The organism is Enterobacter asburiae, assembly GCF_001521715.1.
GTDB lineage: Bacteria > Pseudomonadota > Gammaproteobacteria > Enterobacterales > Enterobacteriaceae > Enterobacter > Enterobacter asburiae.
In genome coordinates, this window is sequence record NZ_CP011863.1 from 2715673 (window position 1) to 2735598 (window position 19926).

The following is a 19926-nucleotide window of genomic DNA, read 5'->3' on the forward strand; positions in this document are numbered from 1 at the left end:
ATCACCAGCTTGCGAGACGTGTCACCTGTTGGCGCGCAATATTACGCGCAGCTGCATCCACCGCCAGCACCTCTTCCACGCTTTGTGGTTCGCGCAAATCCATCATCTCCAGTACCGATAAATTTAACGACGCGATATCGGTAAAACGAATTTGCTGATTCAGAAATGCCTCAACGGTAATTTCATTGGCTGCATTAAGTGCCGTCGTCGCCGCCTGCCCCTGGTCAAAGGCATTCATCGCAAGCTTCAGACAAGGATAGCGGTCGTAGTCTGGTTCACTGAACGTCAGGGAACTTAGCTTGCAGAAATCAAGCGGCTTCACGCCGGATTTCACTCGATTTGGCCACGCCATTGAATGGGCAATCGGCGTACGCATATCCGGCTCGCCCAGCTGTGCCAGCACGCTGCCATCCTGATAACGCACCATCGAGTGAATCACCGATTGCGGGTGAATCAGTACTTCCATCTGTTTCGCTGACGCATTAAACAGCCAGCGTGCTTCAATGTATTCCAGACCTTTGTTCATCATGGTGGCAGAATCTACGGAGATTTTACGCCCCATCGACCAGTTCGGATGACGGCACGCCTGATCCGGCGTCATGGCGCGCAGTTCAGACAGTGGCGTTTCACGGAACGGGCCACCAGACCCGGTAAGCAGAATAGACACCACGCCATTCTGCTCCAGGTCAGCGTACCCCAGGTTCTGTTGAAAAGGTTGCGGTAAACTCTGAAAAATCGCGTTGTGCTCGCTGTCGACCGGCAAAAGACGCGCGCCGCGCTGCTTCACCGCATCCATAAACAGGCGTCCGCAGGTGACCAACGACTCTTTATTGGCCAGCAAAACATCCTTACCGGCATCAATCGCAGCAAGCGTCGGCAGCAGCCCTGCCGCGCCGACAATGGCCGCCATCACCTGATCCACCTCGTCCAGCGCCGCCATCTCGCAGGCCGCCTGCTGGCCACTCAGCACTTCGGTTCGGCTGCCCTTTTCACGCAGCCGTGCTTTCAGCAGACGCGCGCTCTCTTCGTCATCCATCACCGCATAGCGGGGCGCAAACTCCAGGCACTGCTCGACCATTCGCTGCACATTCTTACCGGCCACCAGCGCTGTCACGGTGTAAAGTTCAGGATTATGGCGAACGACGTCGAGAGTGCTGCAACCGATAGAGCCGGTTGAGCCGAGGAGTGTTAAATGCTTCATGAGATGCCCGAAAAAAGTTAGACCAGATAAAAGCAAAACGCCGCCAGCAAGACCCGAAGTCCCTCTGAACGGCGTTTATCAGTGTACGACAGAAATCAGAACTGCATCAGTTCCGCTTCTTTTTCTGCCAGCGCCGCATCAATTTTCTTGATGGCCGCGTCGGTCATTTTCTGAATATCGTCCTGAGAACGACGATCGTCATCTTCGCTGATCTCTTTTTCTTTCAGCAGTGCTTTCACTTTATCGTTCGCGTCGCGACGGACGTTACGCACGGATACACGACCCTGCTCAGCTTCGCCACGAACGACTTTGATAAGATCTTTACGACGCTCTTCCGTCAGCGGAGGCAGTGGAACGCGGATGTCAGCGCCCGCAGAGCTAGGGTTCAGTCCGAGGTCAGAGGCCATAATCGCTTTCTCAACGGCCGGGCTCATAGAGCGGTCGAAGACGTTGATTTTCAGCGTACGGGTATCTTCTACCGTGACGCTCGCCAGCTGACGCAGAGGAGTTGGCGTACCGTAGTATTCTACGATGATGCCATCCAGCAGGCTCGGGGAAGCACGGCCAGTACGGATTTTGCTGATTTGGTTTTTGAACGCTTCTACGCATTTGTCCATGCGTACTTCAGCATCTTTTCTGATGTCGTTAATCACGTTACGAATCCTTGAAAACTTGTCTCAGGCAGACTATCCGCCAGCACAGCGCTACAGGTGTGCTAAGTATAGTCGCGTTTAATTCATGACAACGCCAAAGGCGCGCCCGGGTAAGATACCACTACAAAATAAAGCGGAATCTTACCTGTATTTATCGTCAACGGAAATTATTCCGTGATCAAAGTGCCTTCTTTTTCGCCCATGACCACGCGACGCAGTGCGCCAGGCTTGTTCATGTTGAAGACACGGATCGGCAGTTTGTGGTCGCGAGCCAGCGTGAAGGCGGCAAGATCCATCACTTTCAGCTCTTTATCCAGCACTTCGCTGTAGCTCAGCTGATCGTACATGGTGGCAGAAGGATCTTTTGCCGGGTCGGCAGTAAACACGCCGTCTACTTTGGTCGCTTTCAGTACCACATCGGCTTCGATCTCGATACCGCGCAGGCAGGCAGCGGAATCGGTAGTAAAGAACGGGTTACCCGTACCGGCGGAGAGGATCACCACGCGGTTATTGCGCAGCAGGCTGATGGCTTCTGCCCAGCTGTAATTATCGCAAACGCCATTCAGCGGGATCGCGGACATCAGGCGGGCATTCACATAGGCGCGGTGCAGTGCATCACGCATTGCCAGGCCATTCATGACGGTTGCCAGCATACCCATGTGGTCGCCCACAACGCGGTTCATCCCCGCTTTCGCCAGACCAGCACCACGGAAAAGGTTGCCACCGCCAATGACCACGCCAACCTGGATACCCAGTTCGACCAGTTCTTTGATTTCCTGTGCCATGCGATCAAGGATGCTTGCGTCAATACCGAAGCCTTCCGATCCCTGCAGCGCTTCGCCACTCAGCTTAAGCAGAATGCGTTTGTACACGGGTTTTGCATTGGTAGCCATGTTTCTTTCCTGAGACTGTCAACGATTAAGATGGGGGTTAATTCTGGCGACATGATATGCCGCAAATCAGCACAGCGATACTGGAGCCTGTCTGATTTCCTGTGACGGGTGACAAAAAGAAGCCGCCCTCAGGCGGCTCCTTTTCAATCATTAAGACTGCTTGGACATTGCAGCAACTTCTGCTGCGAAGTCAGTCTCAACTTTCTCGATGCCTTCGCCCACTTCGAAGCGGATGAAGCCAGTTACGTCAGCGTTGTGCTCTTTCAGCAGCTGAGCAACAGACTTGCTTGGGTCCATTACGAATGGCTGGCCAGTCAGAGAAACTTCGCCGGTGAATTTCTTCATGCGGCCTTCAACCATTTTCTCTGCGATTTCTTTTGGCTTACCAGACTGCATCGCGATGTCCAGCTGAACCTGGTACTCTTTCTCTACCACTTCAGCAGACACGTCTTCTGGCTTAACGAATTCTGGTTTGCTTGCAGCGATGTGCATTGCCAGCTGTTTAACCAGCTCTTCGTCAGCGCCTTTAGCCGCAACCAGAACACCGATACGTGCACCGTGCTGGTAAGAGCCCAGAACGTCGCCTTCCAGAGAAGATACGCGACGGATGTTGATGTTCTCACCGATTTTAGCAACCAGCGCAACACGTTCTTCTTCGAACTGTGCTTTCAGAACTTCAACGTCAGTGATTTTACCAGCAACAGCTGCGTCCAGAACTTTGTTAGCAAATGCCTGGAAACCGCCATCTTTAGCAACGAAGTCAGTCTGGCAGTTAACTTCCAGAATGATGCCGTAGTTGCCGTCGATCTTAGTGATGATCACGCCGTCAGCAGCAACGTTGCCTGCTTTTTTAGCTGCTTTGATCGCACCGGATTTACGCATGTTTTCGATTGCCAGCTCGATGTCGCCGTTCGCTTCAGTCAGCGCTTTTTTGCAATCCATCATGCCTGCGCCAGTACGCTCGCGCAGCTCTTTTACCAGGGATGCGGTAATTTCAGCCATTCTTAAATCCTCGGGAGATGTGAACTGCCCGGCCGGGGGCCAAACAGTGTAAATTGAAAAAAGGGGCCGGTAATGGGCCCCTATTCATACACGGTACTAATAAGGGGTAAAACCTTATTATTCAGCTTCTACGAAGCTTTCTTCCGCCTGAGAAGCCAGATCCTGGGAACGGCCTTCACGAACGGTAGCAGCTACAGCGCTCAGGTACAGGCTAACAGCACGGATTGCGTCGTCGTTACCCGGGATAACGAAGTCAACACCGTCCGGATCGGAGTTGGTATCAACGATAGCGAATACCGGGATACCCAGGTTGTTAGCTTCTTTGATTGCGATGTGCTCGTGATCTGCATCGATTACGAACAGCGCGTCTGGCAGGCCGCCCATATCTTTGATACCGCCCAGGCTGTTTTCCAGCTTGTCCAGTTCACGAGTGCGCATCAGCGCTTCTTTCTTAGTCAGCTTGTCGAAAGTACCGTCCTGAGACTGGGTTTCCAGATCTTTCAGGCGTTTGATGGACTGACGAACAGTTTTCCAGTTGGTCAGCATGCCGCCCAACCAGCGATGGTTCACGAAGAACTGGTCGCAGCTGTTAGCAGCATCTTTCACAGCTTCGCTTGCAGCGCGCTTGGTACCAACGAACAGAATCTTACCTTTACGGGAAGAGATCTTGTTCAGCTCAGCCAGGGCTTCGTTGAACATTGGTACAGTTTTCTCAAGGTTGATGATGTGAACTTTGTTACGTGCGCCGAAGATGAAAGGCTTCATTTTCGGGTTCCAGTAACGGGTCTGGTGACCAAAGTGAACACCAGCCTTGAGCATGTCGCGCATGGAAACAGTTGCCATGTTTAAAACCTCTATATTGAAAGTTGGGGTTATGCCTCCACGTATCCCATATTACCGACCCCGAAGGGCACCCCGGAATATGTGCCGATACGTGTGTGTTGTTACACAAAGTGAGATTTGTCGCTTCCGTCCAGCCTGTGTATCTGAGATGGATCGGAAGTCCGGCGCGCTTTATACCACAAAACACGACCAGAAACCAACAGTTGTTGGCGGAGTGTGCTGTTAATGATTCTCAATTTGGCACGGAGCGTGCCTGACTGATACCATTGACGACACTTAGACTAGTATTGTCGAAAAAATCGACACCGATGGACAGATTACATGGCTATATCTATTAAGACACCTGAAGAAATTGAAAAGATGCGCGTCGCCGGTCGTCTGGCCGCGGAAGTGCTGGAAATGATCGAGCCGTTCGTGAAGCCGGGCGTCAGCACCGGTGAACTGGACCGTATCTGTAACGACTATATCGTGAACGAGCAGCACGCGGTTTCCGCCTGCCTCGGCTACCACGGTTTCCCGAAATCCGTCTGCATCTCTATTAATGAAGTGGTTTGCCACGGCATCCCTGATGACGAAAAACTGCTGAAAGATGGCGACATCGTCAACATCGACGTGACCGTTATTAAAGACGAATACCACGGTGACACCTCAAAAATGTTCATCGTTGGCAAGCCGACTATTCTTGGCGAGCGTCTGTGCAAAGTGACGCAAGAGAGCCTCTACCTGGCGCTGAAAATGGTGAAACCGGGTATTCGCCTGCGTACCATCGGTGCGGCGATCCAGAAGTTTGTGGAAGCAGAAGGTTTCTCCGTGGTGCGCGAGTACTGCGGTCACGGCATTGGTCGCGTCTTCCATGAAGAGCCGCAGGTCCTGCACTATGATGCAGATGACGGCGGCGTGGTGCTGCAAAAAGGCATGACCTTTACCATTGAGCCGATGGTCAACGCGGGTGATTACCGCATCCGTACCATGAAAGACGGCTGGACGGTGAAAACCAAAGACAGAAGCTTGTCTGCGCAGTACGAGCATACTATTGTGGTAACAGACAACGGCTGCGAAATTATGACGTTGCGCAAGGATGACACCATCCCGGCGATACTGACGCACGATGAATGATAAAAAAGCCGGCAAATGCCGGCTTTTTTAATGGCTATAGCTTTTTCTTATGGGTGGCGCACGATGAGTAATCTTTTACCCGAACAGTATGCTAACACAGCACTTCCCACCCTTCCCGACCAGCCCGATAACCCGGGCGTCTGGCCGTCGCACGAGCTGACCTGCGCGCATATTAAAGCCCATATGGATGTTTTCCATCGCTGGCTGGGCAGCGCGTTCGACGCGGGCGTGTCGGCCGAGCAGCTCATTGAAGCGCGCACCGAATTTATCGACCAGCTGCTGCAGCGCCTGTGGATCGATTACGGGTTTGGGCAAATCAGTGATGTTGCGCTGGTTGCCGTCGGGGGCTATGGCCGCGGTGAGCTGCATCCGCTTTCCGATATCGATCTGCTGATCTTAAGCCGCAAAAAGCTGCCGGATGAACAGGCGCAAAAAATTGGCGAACTGCTGACGCTGCTCTGGGACGTAAAGCTGGAAGTCGGCCACAGCGTGCGCACTCTGGAAGAGTGTCTGCTGGAAGGGTTATCGGACCTGACCGTCGCCACCAACCTGATTGAAACCCGCCTGCTGATTGGTGACGTCGCCCTGTTCCTGGAGCTGCAAAAACACATTTTCAGCGACGGCTTCTGGCCGTCAGAAAAGTTCTTCGCCGCGAAGGTCGAGGAGCAAAATCAGCGCCACCAGCGCTACCACGGCACCAGCTATAATCTTGAACCCGATATTAAAAGCAGCCCCGGCGGCCTGCGCGACATCCACACCCTGCAGTGGGTCGCCCGCCGCCATTTTGGCGCCACCTCGATGGATGAGATGGTCGGCTTCGGCTTTTTAACCGAGGCCGAGCGTAACGAGCTGAACGAGTGCCTGCACCTGCTGTGGCGCATCCGGTTTGCCCTGCATCTGGAAGTCACCCGCTACGATAACCGCCTGCTGTTTGACCGCCAGCTCAGCGTGGCTCAGCGCCTGAATTATCAGGGCGAAGGCAACGAGCCGGTTGAGCACATGATGAAGGATTTCTTCCGCGTCACCCGCCGGGTGACCGAGCTGAACCAGATGCTGTTGCAGCTGTTCGACGAGGCCATTCTGGCTCTGACGGCGGACGAAAAACCGCGCCCGATTGATGACGAATTCCAGCTTCGCGGCACGCTTATCGATCTGCGCGACGAAACGCTGTTCATCCGCGAGCCGGAAGCGATTCTGCGGATGTTCTATACCATGGTGCGTAACAGCACCATCACCGGGATCTACTCCACCACTCTGCGCCATCTGCGCCATGCCCGCCGTCATCTGACGCAGCCGCTGTGCTATATCCCGGAAGCGCGTTCGCTGTTCCTGAGCATGCTCCGCCACCCGGGCGCAGTCAGCCGCGGCCTGCTGCCGATGCACCGCCACAGCGTGCTGTGGGCCTATATGCCGCAGTGGTCGCACATTGTCGGGCAAATGCAGTTCGATCTGTTCCACGCCTACACGGTGGATGAACACACGATCCGCGTGATGCTCAAGCTGGAAAGCTTTGCGAAAGAAGAGACGCGCTCCCGCCACCCGCTCTGCGTGGAACTGTGGCCGCGCCTGACCCATCCGGAGCTGATCCTGATTGCCGCCCTGTTCCACGATATCGCCAAAGGTCGCGGCGGTGACCATTCGGTGCTGGGCGCACAGGACGTGCTGAAATTTGCCGAACTGCACGGCCTGAACTCGCGTGAAACGCAGCTGGTGGCCTGGCTGGTGCGCCATCACCTGCTGATGTCGGTCACCGCGCAGCGTCGTGACATTCAGGATCCGGAAGTGATCAAGCAGTTCGCGGAAGAGGTTCAGACGGAAAACCGTTTGCGCTATCTGGTCTGCCTGACGGTGGCCGATATCTGCGCCACCAACGAGACCCTGTGGAACAGCTGGAAGCAGAGCCTGCTGCGCGAGCTGTACTTCGCCACCGAAAAACAGCTGCGTCGCGGGATGCAAAACACCCCGGACATGCGCGAGCGCGTGCGCCATCACCAGCTTCAGGCGCTGGCGCTGCTGCGGATGGATAATATTGATGAAGAGGCACTGCATCAGATTTGGGCCCGCTGCCGCGCCAACTATTTTGTCCGCCATAGTCCAAACCAGCTTGCGTGGCACGCGCGGCATCTGCTCAAGCACGATCTGTCCCAGCCGATGATCCTGCTGAGCCCGCAGGCCACCCGCGGCGGGACGGAGATTTTCATCTGGAGCCCGGACCGACCTTACCTGTTTGCTGCGGTCTGCGCCGAGCTGGACAGGCGTAACCTGAGCGTTCACGACGCGCAGATTTTCACTACCCGCGACGGCATGGCGATGGACACCTTTATCGTGCTTGAGCCGGACGGTAGCCCGCTCTCGTCGGACAGGCATGAAGGGATACGTTTTGGTCTGGAACAGGCGATTACCCAGCGCAGCTGGCAGCCCCCGCAGCCGCGTCGCCAGCCGGCGAAATTGCGCCACTTTACCGTCGATACCGAGGTCAATTTCCTGCCGACCCACACCGACCGTAAATCGTTCCTGGAGCTGATCGCGCTCGACCAGCCGGGGCTGCTTGCCCGCGTCGGCCAGGTTTTTGCCGATCTGGGAATTTCGCTCCATGGGGCCCGAATTACAACGATTGGCGAGCGAGTAGAAGATTTATTTATAATCGCGACAGCGGACCGGCGTGCCCTTAATAATGACCTGCAGCTTGAAGTGCAACAACGGTTGACAGCAGCCCTCAATCCAAACGATAAAGGGTGATATGTTTTTTAGTGAAATGGAAAGAGTAAACAATGCAGCAGTTACAGAACGTTATTGAGTCCGCTTTTGAGCGTCGCGCCGAGATTACCCCGGCAAATGTGGATACCGTGACCCGTGAAGCGGTAAACCAGGTGATTTCCCTTCTGGATTCCGGCGCGCTGCGCGTGGCAGAAAAAATCGACGGTCAGTGGGTCACTCATCAATGGCTGAAGAAAGCCGTGCTGCTCTCTTTCCGTATCAACGATAACCAGGTTATCGACGGAGCAGAAAGCCGCTACTTCGATAAAGTGCCAATGAAATTCGCTGACTACGACGAAGCGCGTTTTCAGAAAGAAGGCTTCCGCGTGGTACCGCCTGCGGCAGTGCGTCAGGGCGCATTCATCGCACGCAACACCGTGCTGATGCCATCCTACGTGAACATCGGTGCCTACGTTGACGAAGGCACCATGGTTGACACCTGGGCGACCGTCGGTTCATGCGCGCAGATCGGTAAAAACGTTCACCTGTCCGGCGGCGTGGGCATCGGTGGTGTTCTGGAGCCACTGCAGGCTAACCCGACCATCATCGAAGACAACTGCTTCATCGGCGCGCGCTCTGAAGTGGTTGAAGGCGTGATCGTTGAAGAAGGCTCCGTGATCTCCATGGGCGTTTACATCGGTCAGAGCACCCGTATTTACGACCGTGAAACCGGCGAAGTTCACTACGGTCGCGTTCCGGCGGGCTCCGTGGTGGTTTCCGGCAACCTGCCGTCAAAAGATGGCAAATACAGCCTGTACTGTGCGGTTATCGTGAAGAAAGTAGATGCGAAAACGCGCGGTAAAGTGGGCATCAACGAATTGCTGCGCACCATCGATTAATCGGGTATAACAAAAAGCGGGGGCAACCCCGCTTTTTTTATATCTGAGGGTGGCGAAAATAGATTTTTTCGTTAATTATTCAAAGGTTATGTTGAGATCAAGGGTACCGCTATGTACGATAATCTGAAAAGTCTGGGCATTACCAATCCTGATGAAATTGATCGTTACAGCCTCCGTCAGGAAGCCAATAACGATATTCTGAAAATCTATTTTCACAAGGACAAAGGAGAGTTTTTCGCCAAAAGCGTGAAGTTTAAATATCCACGCCAGCGTAAGACCGTTGTGGCTGACGGCGTAGGACAGGGATACAAAGAAGTACAGGAAATCAGCCCTAACCTGCGCTATGTGATCGATGAACTCGATCAGATCTGCCAGCGCGACCGCACCGAAGTCGATCTCAAGCGTAAGATCCTTGACGATCTGCGTCACCTTGAAAGCGTTGTAACGAATAAGATCAGCGAGATTGAAGCGGATCTTGAGAAATTAACGCGGAAATAAAAGCAAAACGGCAATCCTTGATTGCCGTTTTTAGTGTTTGCGCCCTCTCCCACGGGGAGAGGGATGGGGTGAGGGCACCAGACCGCACTCAGTTATCTCTGTTCGTCCAGCTGCAGCGCCACATACAGCAGCAGCCTGTCGTCAAAGTTTCCCAGCTCCAGCCCCGTCAGCTCCGAAATCCGGTTTAACCGATACTCAAGCGTATTGCGGTGAATAAACAGCGCCTTCGAGGTCGCCAGCGGCTGCACGTTATGCCGGAACCACGCCTGCAGCGTCCGGCGCAGCAGGCCGTTGTTGTCCATGGCTTTCAGACGCGCTAATGGCCGCGCCAGCTCATTGGCCTGCCAGCCCCCGCGCAGGCTGTCGAGCAGCACCGGCAGCATCAGATCCTGATAGAAATAGCTGCGGCTCTCCGGCATCCGCTGCTTGCCCACCATCATGGTGGTGCGCGCGGTACGCCAGGAGCGGGCGATACTGCCCGGCCCGGTAAAGTAGTTGCCCAGCGCAACGCGAAAACGCAGCTGACCATTCTCCTCCATCCGGGAGATCAGCAGCTCCACGCGACGACGATGATCGTCTGCATCCCAGCGGCCGAACGCATTGAGCGCCGGTTTGAGGACCACCATTTCCGTCAGAGAAACGATCGCCACCAGGTTATCGCGCTCCGGCGTCGCCAGCGCATTTTGCAGCTGCTGCAGTTCGGCCATCGCGCTGTCCACGCCAAGCTGTCCGCTATCGACCTCAATGACCGCTACCACGCGCGGCTGGTTGAGATCGATCCCCAGACGCTGGGCCCATTCGCTGAGCGCAGGCGTATGCTCTTCAGCCTGAATAAGGTTCATCACTAGCTCTTCACGCAGGCGGCTGTCCTGGGCAAGCAGGTGCATCAGGCGCGACTGCTCCAGCATCATCTCAGCCGTCATACAGACCAGCTCACCGTATTTTCGCAGTGACTCGGGCTCGCCGGTGAGGCCGATTACCCCCACAATTTCGCCTTCAAGGCGCAGCGGTAAATTAATGCCCTGGCGTACGCCGTGCAGGTGTTTCGCTACCGCATCGTCGATATCCACGACCCGCCCCTGAGAAAGCACCAGCAGCGCACCTTCGTGCAATTCCCCAATACGCTCGCGATCGCCGCTGCCAATAATGCGCCCGCGGGCATCCATTACGTTGATATTGGTATCAATGATGCGCATGGTGCGCGCCACGATATCCTGCGCCATTTTGGTATCAAGATGCCAGCCAGCCATGTAATCCTCCTGTGAGCAGAGCTCAAGCATAGGGAAGTTCAGCGACGGCTGCATTGTGCGAATACACAAAGAGAGAGGGAGAAGTATGGAGTTGTGGCAAGAATCACAGAAAAGAGAAAGCCCCTGCGAACAGGGGCTTTAGAGGATTACTGCATCAGCAGATAAAGAGAGGTGTCACCACGCTGGATATTCAGCGCCAGCACGGAAGGCTTGCTGTCGAGAATTTTGCGCAGTTCAGCGATGTTTTTCACCGGCTGCTGGTTAGCGCCCATGATCACATCGCCTTTTTTCAGGCCGATACGGGCTGCCGGTGAATTCGCTTTCACGTTGTTCACCACCACGCCTTTGTCTGCGCCTTTATTGCTCATCTCGGCACCTTCAATACCGCTGAAGATGGTGCTGGAATCCACCTGATTCTGGCTGCTCTGCTGCAGCTCCAGGCTCACGTTAACCGGCTTACCGTCGCGCAGCAGGCCGAGGGTCACTTTACTGCCAATCGGCATCGAGCCCACTTCGGCACGCAGGGCGGCAAAGCTGCTGATCGGTTTACCGTTCAGGGAGGTGATCACATCCCCCGCTTTAATGCCCGCTTTCGCCGCGGAGGAATTCGGCATCACCTGGCTGACGAATGCCCCGCGCTGGGCGTCAACTTTCATCGCCTTAGCCAGTTCGGAGTTCAGCTCCGTACCGAGGATACCCAGCTCGCCGCGTTTCACCTGGCCATACTGCACCATCTGCGCGGTCAGGTTTTTCACCATGTTACTTGGGATAGCAAAACCGATACCGATGTTGCCGCCGTCCGGTGCCAGGATCGCGGTGTTGATACCGATCAGCTCACCGTTCAGGTTCACCAGCGCACCGCCGGAGTTACCGCGGTTGATCGCCGCATCCGTCTGGATGAAGTTTTCGTAGTTTTCCGCGTTCAGGCCGCTACGACCCAGCGCTGAGACGATACCGGATGTCACGGTTTCACCCAGACCGAACGGGTTACCGATCGCCACGGTATAGTCGCCCACGCGCAGCGCGTCAGAGTCGGCAATTTTAATCGCCGTCAGGTTTTTCGGATCCTGGATCTGGATCAGCGCGATGTCGGAGCGCGGGTCTTTACCCACCACTTTGGCGTCGAACTTGCGGCCATCGCTCAGCTGAACCTTAATGCTGTTAGCGTTATCGACAACGTGGTTATTGGTGACGACATAGCCTTTAGCCGCATCAATAATTACACCCGAGCCAAGCGCCATGAATTTCTGCTGCTGGCCGCCGCCCTGGCTGTCATCTCCTGCCCCACCGCCCTGACAGAACGGAGAGCTCTGGAATGGCGAACCGTCCTGGCAGAACGGCGAGTTGTCGCCGAAGAACTGCTGGAAGTTACGCGGCATACGCGGCGTATTGACGGTCGTACTGCCCTCAACGTTAATACTCACCACCGATGGCATCACTTTTTCGAGCATCGGTGCCAGGCTTGGCATCTGCTGCGCGGTTGCTGCCGACGACGCGGTCTCGGCTGCAGTAGCAGTCAGAGGAGACAGCGCTAAACCTAAACTCAGAGCCAGTGCACTCATTGCTAATGTGGTTTTTTTCATGTTTCTCAATCTCGATTTACAGGTAACGCAAAATTGCTGTGTAACTCAGATTCGTTTTATACCGCTTAGTTCCGGCGATAAGTTTATGGAAAAGGTAAAAATTTATTGGCCGTCTTTACAAAACTCCGGAATTATTCCACCGCCATCAGCTTGCGGTATTCATCCCAGGCATACAAATCCGTCATGCCGCTGATATAGTCCTGGATAAGACGGCAGCGATAATAATATTCCATCACCGGCCATTCAGGAGAGTTGCGTTCCAGCTTGCCAATTGCTTCGACATACGCCAGACGATGCCGGGTAGAGAGTTTTTGATAAAGTCGCGATTCGATGGGTATTCTGCGCACGCGCTCGTGTTCTACCAGTTCGCTGAACTCGTCGACCGACAGCCGGAGCAACGGGGAATAAATTTCCAGTAACCCACTGATTACCCGATAGCCCTGCAGCTCTAGCTGCTCGACATCCGGATGGCTGAATACGTGCCGCATCGCCACATGTTTATAAAGCTCAAGGAGTTGACTGAAGCTGCTGTCATCTTCCAGCAGCGCGTGGTTGAATTCCCCGCTGAAAATGAGCGGCAAATTATCAATAAAACGCGACGCCGCATACGGCACCAGTTTATTTAATGTATTGACCCGCAAATACATAAAGAACTGGTCTTCCGTACTTCGGCTTAATGTATTTGAGCGCGATTTTTCCCAGGCATTTTCGACCACCTGCGCAAACAGCGAGCCTTTTTCATGAGTACCCCAGGCCGCATAAAGATGCTGATAAAGCTCCTCGACGCTGAAGATTCTTTTCTCGACGGCATCTTCCAGATCGGCAACGCAATAGGAAATATCATCGGCGGCTTCCATAATCCACGTCAATGGAAAGCGGCCGTTTGGCGTCAATGAAAGTTCTTTACGTAACCGTTCAATATAGGCCTCTTCGGAAAGGTAATAGCCCGGTTTTTTCATTAAATAACTGTGGGACGCGGGCGTCTCCCCTATCCACCACGCTGGGCGGGTATATTTCAGAATGCAGCCGACCTGCGCCCAGGTCAGGTTCATGCGCATCAGGGAATGAACCAGCCGGATCCCCTGCGCGTTGCCCTCGAAGTGACACAAATCCTGGCGCACTTTGCGGCGCAGGTCGTTCAGCCGCTCTTCACCTTCACGCAGGCGTAAATCGCGTACGATGCAGCGGTCATCGCTGAGGGGCTGGCTTACCGCATCCGAAGGATAAAGCCGCTGCTTAAACCAGTCGTTGATCGCCGCCTCGCCGAAATGCCCAAAGGGCGGGTTGCCGATGTCATGCATCAGACAGGCCATCTCCACGATGCTTTCAAACGGCCCGGTCAGCTCGTCCAGACCATAGGCTTCCAGTAAACGCTGCTCTTTGAGACGGCTCAAAATCTCTTTGGCAATATAGCGCCCGACCTGCTGCACTTCCATCGAGTGGGTTAAGCGCGTGCGTACCGCGGCGTTACGCTCCAGCGGGAACACCTGAGTTTTTTGCTGCAGACGGCGGATGGCAGGCGAGTTAACGATCCGCCCGCGATCGCTCTCGAAGATACGCAGGATCTCATGTTCGCTCTTGTCGCCCTGCGGCGAACGGAAACGTCGGTGCCAGTTAATTTTGGTGCGAAAATCGATTGGTGACATGTGCTCCCCCGCGTGAGAATGCGTTTCCCCTTAACCGCATGATAGACTATGCATCTTAACAAGGCACATCGCGAGTAAATCTATGAAAATCGGCATTATTGGTGCAATGGAAGAAGAAGTTACGCTGCTGCGTGACAAAATTGAGAACCGTCAGACTCTCTCTCTTGGTGGTTGTGAGATTTACACCGGCCAGCTGAACGGCGTTGACGTGGCTCTGCTGAAATCAGGCATCGGTAAAGTGGCTGCTGCGCTGGGTGCAACCCTGCTGCTTGAGCGCTGCAAGCCGGACGTGATCGTGAATACCGGCTCTGCGGGCGGTCTGGCGCCGACGCTGAAAGTGGGTGATATCGTTGTCTCCGACGAAGCGCGTTACCACGACGCCGACGTCACCGCGTTCGGTTACGAGTACGGTCAGCTTCCGGGCTGCCCTGCGGGATTTAAAGCTGACGACAAGCTGATTGCGGCGGCAGAGACCTGCATCGCAGAACTCAACCTCAACGCGGTACGCGGTCTGATTGTCAGCGGTGATGCCTTCATCAACGGCTCCGTTGGGCTGGCGAAAATCCGCCATAACTTCCCTCAGGCGGTGGCCGTTGAGATGGAAGCGACCGCGATCGCTCATGTTTGCCATAACTTCAGCGTACCCTTCGTGGTGGTTCGCGCCATCTCTGACGTGGCAGACCAGCAGTCCCACATCAGCTTCGACGAGTTCCTGACCGTTGCGGCAAAACAGTCCACCGTGATGGTGGAGCGCCTGGTGCAGAATCTGGCACGTGGCTAAACATACCGTCAGGGCGCTGGCCGCCCTGCTTCTTCTCGCACCGCTGTGGCTCTATGCTGTACCGCGCGTGATTACCCTCTCTCCCGCGAATACGGAACTGGCATTTGCCGCCGGGATCACGCCTGTTGGCGTGAGTAGCTTTTCGGATTACCCACCGCAGGCCGCGGGTATTGAACAGGTGGCAACCTGGCAGGGGATGAACCTTGAGCGCATCGTGGCGCTTAAACCGGATCTCGTGCTGGCCTGGCGCGGCGGCAACGCCGAGCGGCAGGTCAACCAGCTCACCTCGCTTGGCATAAAGGTGATGTGGATTGATGCCGTCAGCATTGAGCAGGTCGCTCAGGCGCTACGCGCTCTGGCACCCTATAGCCCTACGCCCAAAAAAGCCGAGGCTGCGGCGAAACAGATGCTGAGCGACTATGCCGCGCTGAAATCCCAATACGATACCCCTGTTAAAAAGCGCATCTTCCTGCAGTTTGGCAGCCAGCCGCTGTTTACCACCGGAAAAGGGTCGATTCAGAACCAGGTGCTGGAAGTCTGCGGCGGTGAAAATATCTTTGCTGCCAGCCGGGTACCCTGGCCTCAGGTGAGCCGCGAGCAGGTCCTGGCGCGCCAGCCGCAGGCCATCGTCGTGGTCGGAAATGCGAGCGAGATTCCTAAAATTGAGCAATTCTGGCAAAAGCAGCTAAAAATACCGGTAATACCCCTCAACAGCGACTGGTTTGAACGCGCCAGCCCGCGTATTATCCTCGCCGCAAAACAGCTCTGTGCCGCGCTGGCAGAGAGTCACTAACATAAGACCCTTTTCGAGGATTTAACGATGCTCGTTTATTGGCTGGATATTCTTGGCACAGCCGTTTTTGCTATCTCCGGCGTTCTGCTCGCTGGAAAACTACGCATGGATCCGTTTGGCGTGCTGGTGCTGGGCGTCGTGACCGCCGTCGGCGGCGGGACTATCCGCGATATGGCGCTGGCGAATGGGCCGGTGTTTTGGGTGAAAGATCCTACCGATCTGGTGGTCGCGATGGTCACCTGCCTGTTAACCATTGTGCTGGTTCGCCAGCCCCGCAGATTACCTAAATGGATATTGCCGGTGCTGGATGCCGTCGGTCTGGCCGTGTTTGTCGGTATCGGCGTTAATAAGGCGTTTAATGCGGGTACCGGTCCGATGGTAGCAATCTGCATGGGCGTATTAACCGGCGTGGGCGGCGGGATCATACGCGACATTCTGGCGCGTGAAGTGCCGATGATCCTGCGTACTGAAATTTACGCGACGGCCTGCATTGTGGGCGGGATTGTTCACGCTACCGCGTACTACACCTTTGCCCTCCCGCTGGAAAATGCCGCGATGCTGGGGATGGTCGTGACGCTGGTGATACGTTTAGCGGCGATACGCTGGCACCTGAAGCTGCCGACGTTTGCGCTGGATGATAATGGCAGATAAAAGCAAAACGGTAACCGCAAGGTTACCGTTTTTAGCATTTTGCCGGGGTGAAGGTATCAGCCCGCACTCTCTTAGATGCTGAACGAAGATCCACACCCGCAGGTGCTTGTCGCATTCGGGTTAGTGACCACAAAGCGCGAACCTTCCAGACCCTCGGTGTAATCCACCGAACCACCCACCAGATACTGCAGGCTCATCGGGTCAACCACCAGCGCGACGCCCTGTTTCTCGATAGTCATATCGCCATCGTTAACCTGATCGTCAAAGGTAAAACCATACTGGAAGCCGCTGCAGCCGCCACCGGTAATATAGACACGCAGTTTCAGATCCGGATTGTCTTCGTCGGCAATCAGGACTTTCACTTTGTTGGCTGCTGCTTCGGTAAATTCGAGCGGTACAGCTACTACGTCATCACTCATCTTATGCTCCCATGAATACTGCTATTGGGTAAAATTCACCCAATTCTTTGTCTCATTATCTAATACCCTGGTAATTCATTCAAGTATTCTGCGTGGCGGCCCGTTCAGCCTCTTGTTTCGCCAGGGTACGCGCGAGGATGGTGGAGTATAGCGGTTTTCCACCCAGGAACTGGGCTAATAGTGTCGCGCCGAGACAGGTAATGATCATTGGCAAAATGAGCTGGTAATTGTCCGTCATCTCCAGCACCAGCACGATCCCGGTCAAGGGCGCACGCAGGGACGCGGCCAGCAGCGCCCCCATTCCGGCCACCGCAAAGGTCCCGGCTTCAAGGTGATAGGCGGGAAAGCCCACTTCAGCCGCCATACCAAATGCGGTCCCGAGCAGCGTACCCAGCGCCAGCATCGGGGCAAAAATCCCCCCTGGCGCGCCGGAAGAGAAGCACAGTACCGTCGTGATAACCCGGGAGATAAACATAAAGAGCAGCAGACCCACGCTGAAATTCCCCGCCGCCGCAATGGGAATCAGCCCGAACCCGCCGCCTGCGGCATTCGGCTCGATAAACCCGAGTACGCCACACATTCCGCCCAGCAGACCGCCCATCAGCACCCATTTCGTGGTGTTCCCGCCGTGAATGCGCTGGAACATATCCTGAGCGCGCAGGATAAAGGTGTTAAACAGCGGCCCCACTACGCCAAAAATCATGCCGAGGATCAGGTAAAGCCACAGGGTGTTGACCGGCGCGTTGGTGAGTTTACCCACCTCAATGACCGCTCCCTCGCCATTAAAGATGCGAAACACGATGCTCGACATAATGACGCCGGTGAATACCGCTTTAATTGAGATCAGGTTGTAGCGGAACTGCGCGCGCATCTCTTCGATAATGAACAAAATGCCCGCCAGCGGCGCGTTAAACGCGGCGGAAAGCCCCGCCGCCGCGCCGGTTGCCAGCAGCGTATGGCGCGCTTCGGCACTTCGCATCCGAAACAGATCGCCCACCATGCGGCCGACGTTCCCCCCCAGCTGTACCGTGGGTCCTTCCCGTCCAAGCACCATTCCCGCGCCCAGAGTTCCCATGCCGCCGATGAACTTAACCGGAATCACCCGCCACCAGCGCACCGGACGCAGCTCCTCCAGCGCGCCTTCAATTTCCGGGATGCCCGATCCCCCCGCTTCCGGCGCGAATTTTCGCACCAGAAAATACCCCACCATGGCAAACAGCGCGGACAGCCCGAATGCCCACACCCAGACCAGCCATTCGCTGTCGGCGAAACCGGCCACGGTGCCCACTCGCCAGTTGAGTACGGCATTAACCGCTTTTTCAAACGCTACGCCAACCAGGCCCGCGAGAGTGCCCACCACGGCAGCGGCCAGCAGGATCGCCAGCGGCGTTTTATCGCGATTGAGCAGGCGCCGAATGCTGATTCGGTGCTGGGCGCGCGTAAATTGTTGTTCTTCAAAAGACGGAGAATCTGATTTCATGTCCTGTTCTTATTTGTCACACAAAAAGCCGCGAGGATTTTACCAGAGACGGCCCCACCGTCTCCTGAAAATTACTTAACAAATCTTAAAGCATTGCCCGGCTAAAAATTTCATAACCTTCCCCGAATCACATAGAATAGTGGGCTTAACCATTTTATTCGAACCAGGAACGACGCCATGAGCAAGTCTGAAAACCTCTACAGTGCAGCCCGCGAGCTTATTCCGGGTGGCGTGAACTCACCTGTGCGCGCCTTCACCGGCGTGGGCGGTACGCCGCTGTTTATCGAACGTGCTGACGGCGCGTATCTGTATGATGTCGATGGCAAAGCCTATATCGATTATGTGGGTTCCTGGGGACCGATGGTGCTGGGGCACAACCATCCGGCGATTCGTAACGCGGTAATTGAAGCCGCCCAGCGCGGCCTGAGCTTCGGTGCGCCAACCGAAATGGAAGTGAAAATGGCGGAGCTGGTGACTGAACTGGTGCCTACCATGGACATGGTGCGTATGGTGAACTCCGGTACCGAAGCCACTATGAGCGCCATCCGCCTGGCGCGCGGTTTTACCGGTCGCGATAAAATCATCAAGTTTGAAGGCTGTTACCACGGTCATGCGGACTGCCTGCTGGTGAAAGCCGGTTCCGGCGCGCTGACGCTCGGTCAGCCAAACTCGCCTGGCGTACCGGCGGATTTCGCGAAGCACACCCTGACCTGCACCTACAACGATCTTGCTACCGTTCGCGCGGCGTTCGAGCAGTATCCGCAGGAGATCGCCTGCATCATCGTTGAGCCGGTTGCCGGCAACATGAACTGTATCCCACCGCAGCCTGACTTCCTGCCGGGCCTGCGCGCCCTGTGCGACGAGTTCGGCGCGCTGCTGATCATAGATGAAGTCATGACCGGCTTCCGCGTGGCGCTGGCGGGGGCCCAGTCTTACTACGACGTCGTGCCGGACCTGACCTGCCTCGGCAAAATCATCGGTGGCGGCATGCCGGTCGGCGCATTCGGTGGTCGTAAGGACGTGATGGAAGCCCTGGCGCCAACCGGTCCGATTTACCAGGCGGGCACGCTCTCCGGTAACCCCATCGCCATGGCGGCGGGCTTTGCCTGCCTGACCGAAGTGGCTCAGCCAGGCATTCACGAAACCCTGACCGACCTGACCACGCAGCTGGCAAACGGCCTGCTGGAAGCGGCAGAAGAGGCCGGTATTCCTCTGGTGGTTAACCACGTGGGCGGCATGTTCGGGATTTTCTTCACCGATGCGAAAACCGTGACCTGCTATCAGGACGTGGTGAAGTGCGACGTTGAACGCTTCAAGCGCTTCTTCCACCTGATGCTGGAAGAAGGCGTGTACCTCGCGCCGTCCGCGTTCGAAGCGGGCTTTATGTCCGTGGCGCACAGCGAAGAAGATATCTACAACACCATCGACGCGGCGCGCAAGGTGTTTGCGAAGCTGTAAGATGTGCGGCTTGATGCCCTCACCCCAACCCTCTCCCACGAGGAGAGGGAGCAAACACTAAAA

18 protein-coding genes are annotated in these 19926 nt (G+C 55.5%); 8 read left to right on the forward strand and 10 right to left on the reverse strand.

Going from position 1 to position 19926, the window contains the following annotated elements:
* Nucleotide 1: 1 nt before the first annotated feature.
* The 5 genes from ispC to rpsB all read right to left on the reverse strand — a co-directional run bounded on the left by ispC (nt 2) and on the right by rpsB (nt 4592).
* Complete coding sequence (gene ispC / locus ACJ69_RS13200; RefSeq protein ID WP_029741202.1) at nt 2–1201, reverse strand: 1-deoxy-D-xylulose-5-phosphate reductoisomerase; 1200 nt, start codon at nt 1199–1201, stop codon at nt 2–4.
* 95 nt (nt 1202–1296) lie between these two features.
* Complete coding sequence (gene frr / locus ACJ69_RS13205; RefSeq protein ID WP_003856180.1) at nt 1297–1854, reverse strand: ribosome recycling factor; 558 nt, start codon at nt 1852–1854, stop codon at nt 1297–1299.
* 167 nt (nt 1855–2021) lie between these two features.
* Nucleotides 2022–2747, reverse strand: a complete 726-nt coding sequence (gene pyrH / locus ACJ69_RS13210) for a UMP kinase (protein WP_008501910.1) — start codon at nt 2745–2747, stop codon at nt 2022–2024.
* A 150-nt stretch (nt 2748–2897) separates the two neighbouring features.
* Complete coding sequence (gene tsf / locus ACJ69_RS13215) at nt 2898–3749, reverse strand: translation elongation factor Ts (protein ID WP_014882627.1); 852 nt, start codon at nt 3747–3749, stop codon at nt 2898–2900.
* Nucleotides 3750–3866: 117 nt separating this feature from the next.
* On the reverse strand, nt 3867–4592 hold the full coding sequence (gene rpsB / locus ACJ69_RS13220) for a 30S ribosomal protein S2 (RefSeq protein WP_003856207.1): 726 nt from the start codon (nt 4590–4592) through the stop codon (nt 3867–3869).
* Between the two features lie 321 nt (nt 4593–4913).
* Between rpsB and map the strand changes: the two genes are divergently transcribed.
* The 4 genes from map to ACJ69_RS13240 all read left to right on the forward strand — a co-directional run bounded on the left by map (nt 4914) and on the right by ACJ69_RS13240 (nt 9802).
* Complete coding sequence (map, locus tag ACJ69_RS13225) at nt 4914–5708, forward strand: type I methionyl aminopeptidase (RefSeq protein ID WP_023310454.1); 795 nt, start codon at nt 4914–4916, stop codon at nt 5706–5708.
* 63 nt (nt 5709–5771) lie between these two features.
* Nucleotides 5772–8447: a bifunctional uridylyltransferase/uridylyl-removing protein GlnD gene (glnD, locus tag ACJ69_RS13230; protein ID WP_029741204.1), complete on the forward strand. Its 2676-nt coding sequence runs from the start codon at nt 5772–5774 to the stop codon at nt 8445–8447.
* A gap of 32 nt (nt 8448–8479) precedes the next feature.
* Nucleotides 8480–9304: a 2,3,4,5-tetrahydropyridine-2,6-dicarboxylate N-succinyltransferase gene (gene dapD / locus ACJ69_RS13235; protein WP_008501915.1), complete on the forward strand. Its 825-nt coding sequence runs from the start codon at nt 8480–8482 to the stop codon at nt 9302–9304.
* Between the two features lie 111 nt (nt 9305–9415).
* Nucleotides 9416–9802, forward strand: coding sequence for a DUF3461 family protein (locus ACJ69_RS13240; protein WP_014168696.1), 387 nt, complete (start codon nt 9416–9418; stop codon nt 9800–9802).
* A gap of 92 nt (nt 9803–9894) precedes the next feature.
* Here ACJ69_RS13240 and ACJ69_RS13245 read toward each other — a convergent pair whose 3' ends face one another.
* The 3 genes from ACJ69_RS13245 to dgt all read right to left on the reverse strand — a co-directional run bounded on the left by ACJ69_RS13245 (nt 9895) and on the right by dgt (nt 14281).
* On the reverse strand, nt 9895–11052 hold the full coding sequence (locus ACJ69_RS13245; protein WP_059347160.1) for a CdaR family transcriptional regulator: 1158 nt from the start codon (nt 11050–11052) through the stop codon (nt 9895–9897).
* Nucleotides 11053–11198: 146 nt separating this feature from the next.
* Nucleotides 11199–12635 carry a serine endoprotease DegP gene (degP, locus tag ACJ69_RS13250; protein ID WP_024907518.1) on the reverse strand — a complete coding sequence of 479 codons (1437 nt, stop codon included), beginning with the start codon at nt 12633–12635 and terminating at the stop codon, nt 11199–11201.
* Between the two features lie 131 nt (nt 12636–12766).
* Nucleotides 12767–14281: a dGTPase gene (gene dgt, locus ACJ69_RS13255; protein ID WP_059347161.1), complete on the reverse strand. Its 1515-nt coding sequence runs from the start codon at nt 14279–14281 to the stop codon at nt 12767–12769.
* 82 nt (nt 14282–14363) lie between these two features.
* Here dgt and mtnN point away from each other — a divergent pair, with 82 nt between their 5' ends.
* The 3 genes from mtnN to ACJ69_RS13270 are packed head-to-tail and all read left to right on the forward strand — an operon-like array spanning nt 14364 to nt 16506.
* Nucleotides 14364–15062 (forward strand): 5'-methylthioadenosine/S-adenosylhomocysteine nucleosidase, encoded by a 699-nt coding sequence (mtnN, locus tag ACJ69_RS13260; protein WP_014882620.1) that lies wholly within the window; start codon nt 14364–14366, stop codon nt 15060–15062.
* Entirely contained in the window at nt 15055–15855 is an 801-nt protein-coding gene (gene btuF, locus ACJ69_RS13265; protein WP_059347162.1) for a vitamin B12 ABC transporter substrate-binding protein BtuF, read from the forward strand. The genes mtnN and btuF overlap by 8 nt, the downstream gene beginning before the upstream one ends.
* 27 nt (nt 15856–15882) lie before the next feature.
* Entirely contained in the window at nt 15883–16506 is a 624-nt protein-coding gene (locus ACJ69_RS13270) for a TRIC cation channel family protein (protein WP_023310447.1), read from the forward strand.
* 71 nt (nt 16507–16577) lie between these two features.
* On the opposite strand, the gene erpA is transcribed toward ACJ69_RS13270, so the two are convergent.
* Nucleotides 16578–16925: an iron-sulfur cluster insertion protein ErpA gene (erpA, locus tag ACJ69_RS13275; protein ID WP_023310446.1), complete on the reverse strand. Its 348-nt coding sequence runs from the start codon at nt 16923–16925 to the stop codon at nt 16578–16580.
* A 79-nt stretch (nt 16926–17004) separates the two neighbouring features.
* Nucleotides 17005–18405 (reverse strand): H(+)/Cl(-) exchange transporter ClcA, encoded by a 1401-nt coding sequence (gene clcA / locus ACJ69_RS13280; RefSeq protein WP_039260615.1) that lies wholly within the window; start codon nt 18403–18405, stop codon nt 17005–17007.
* A 177-nt stretch (nt 18406–18582) separates the two neighbouring features.
* Between clcA and hemL the strand changes: the two genes are divergently transcribed.
* Nucleotides 18583–19863: a glutamate-1-semialdehyde 2,1-aminomutase gene (gene hemL, locus ACJ69_RS13285; RefSeq protein ID WP_059347163.1), complete on the forward strand. Its 1281-nt coding sequence runs from the start codon at nt 18583–18585 to the stop codon at nt 19861–19863.
* The last annotated feature ends 63 nt before the right edge of the window (nt 19864–19926 follow it).

Bases quoted from the DNA above. Each gene is read 5' to 3' on its own strand.
- ispC (WP_029741202.1), bottom strand. From the start codon at position 1,201: ATGAAGCATTTAACACTCCTCGGCTCAACCGGCTCTATCGGTTGCAGC.
- pyrH (WP_008501910.1), bottom strand. From the start codon at position 2,747: ATGGCTACCAATGCAAAACCCGTGTACAAACGCATTCTGCTTAAGCTG.
- tsf (WP_014882627.1), bottom strand. From the start codon at position 3,749: ATGGCTGAAATTACCGCATCCCTGGTAAAAGAGCTGCGCGAGCGTACT.
- rpsB (WP_003856207.1), bottom strand. From the start codon at position 4,592: ATGGCAACTGTTTCCATGCGCGACATGCTCAAGGCTGGTGTTCACTTT.
- map (WP_023310454.1), top strand. From the start codon at position 4,914: ATGGCTATATCTATTAAGACACCTGAAGAAATTGAAAAGATGCGCGTC.
- glnD (WP_029741204.1), top strand. From the start codon at position 5,772: ATGAGTAATCTTTTACCCGAACAGTATGCTAACACAGCACTTCCCACC.
- dapD (WP_008501915.1), top strand. From the start codon at position 8,480: ATGCAGCAGTTACAGAACGTTATTGAGTCCGCTTTTGAGCGTCGCGCC.
- ACJ69_RS13240 (WP_014168696.1), top strand. From the start codon at position 9,416: ATGTACGATAATCTGAAAAGTCTGGGCATTACCAATCCTGATGAAATT.
- ACJ69_RS13245 (WP_059347160.1), bottom strand. From the start codon at position 11,052: ATGGCTGGCTGGCATCTTGATACCAAAATGGCGCAGGATATCGTGGCG.
- degP (WP_024907518.1), bottom strand. From the start codon at position 12,635: ATGAAAAAAACCACATTAGCAATGAGTGCACTGGCTCTGAGTTTAGGT.
- dgt (WP_059347161.1), bottom strand. From the start codon at position 14,281: ATGTCACCAATCGATTTTCGCACCAAAATTAACTGGCACCGACGTTTC.
- mtnN (WP_014882620.1), top strand. From the start codon at position 14,364: ATGAAAATCGGCATTATTGGTGCAATGGAAGAAGAAGTTACGCTGCTG.
- ACJ69_RS13270 (WP_023310447.1), top strand. From the start codon at position 15,883: ATGCTCGTTTATTGGCTGGATATTCTTGGCACAGCCGTTTTTGCTATC.
- erpA (WP_023310446.1), bottom strand. From the start codon at position 16,925: ATGAGTGATGACGTAGTAGCTGTACCGCTCGAATTTACCGAAGCAGCA.
- clcA (WP_039260615.1), bottom strand. From the start codon at position 18,405: ATGAAATCAGATTCTCCGTCTTTTGAAGAACAACAATTTACGCGCGCC.
- hemL (WP_059347163.1), top strand. From the start codon at position 18,583: ATGAGCAAGTCTGAAAACCTCTACAGTGCAGCCCGCGAGCTTATTCCG.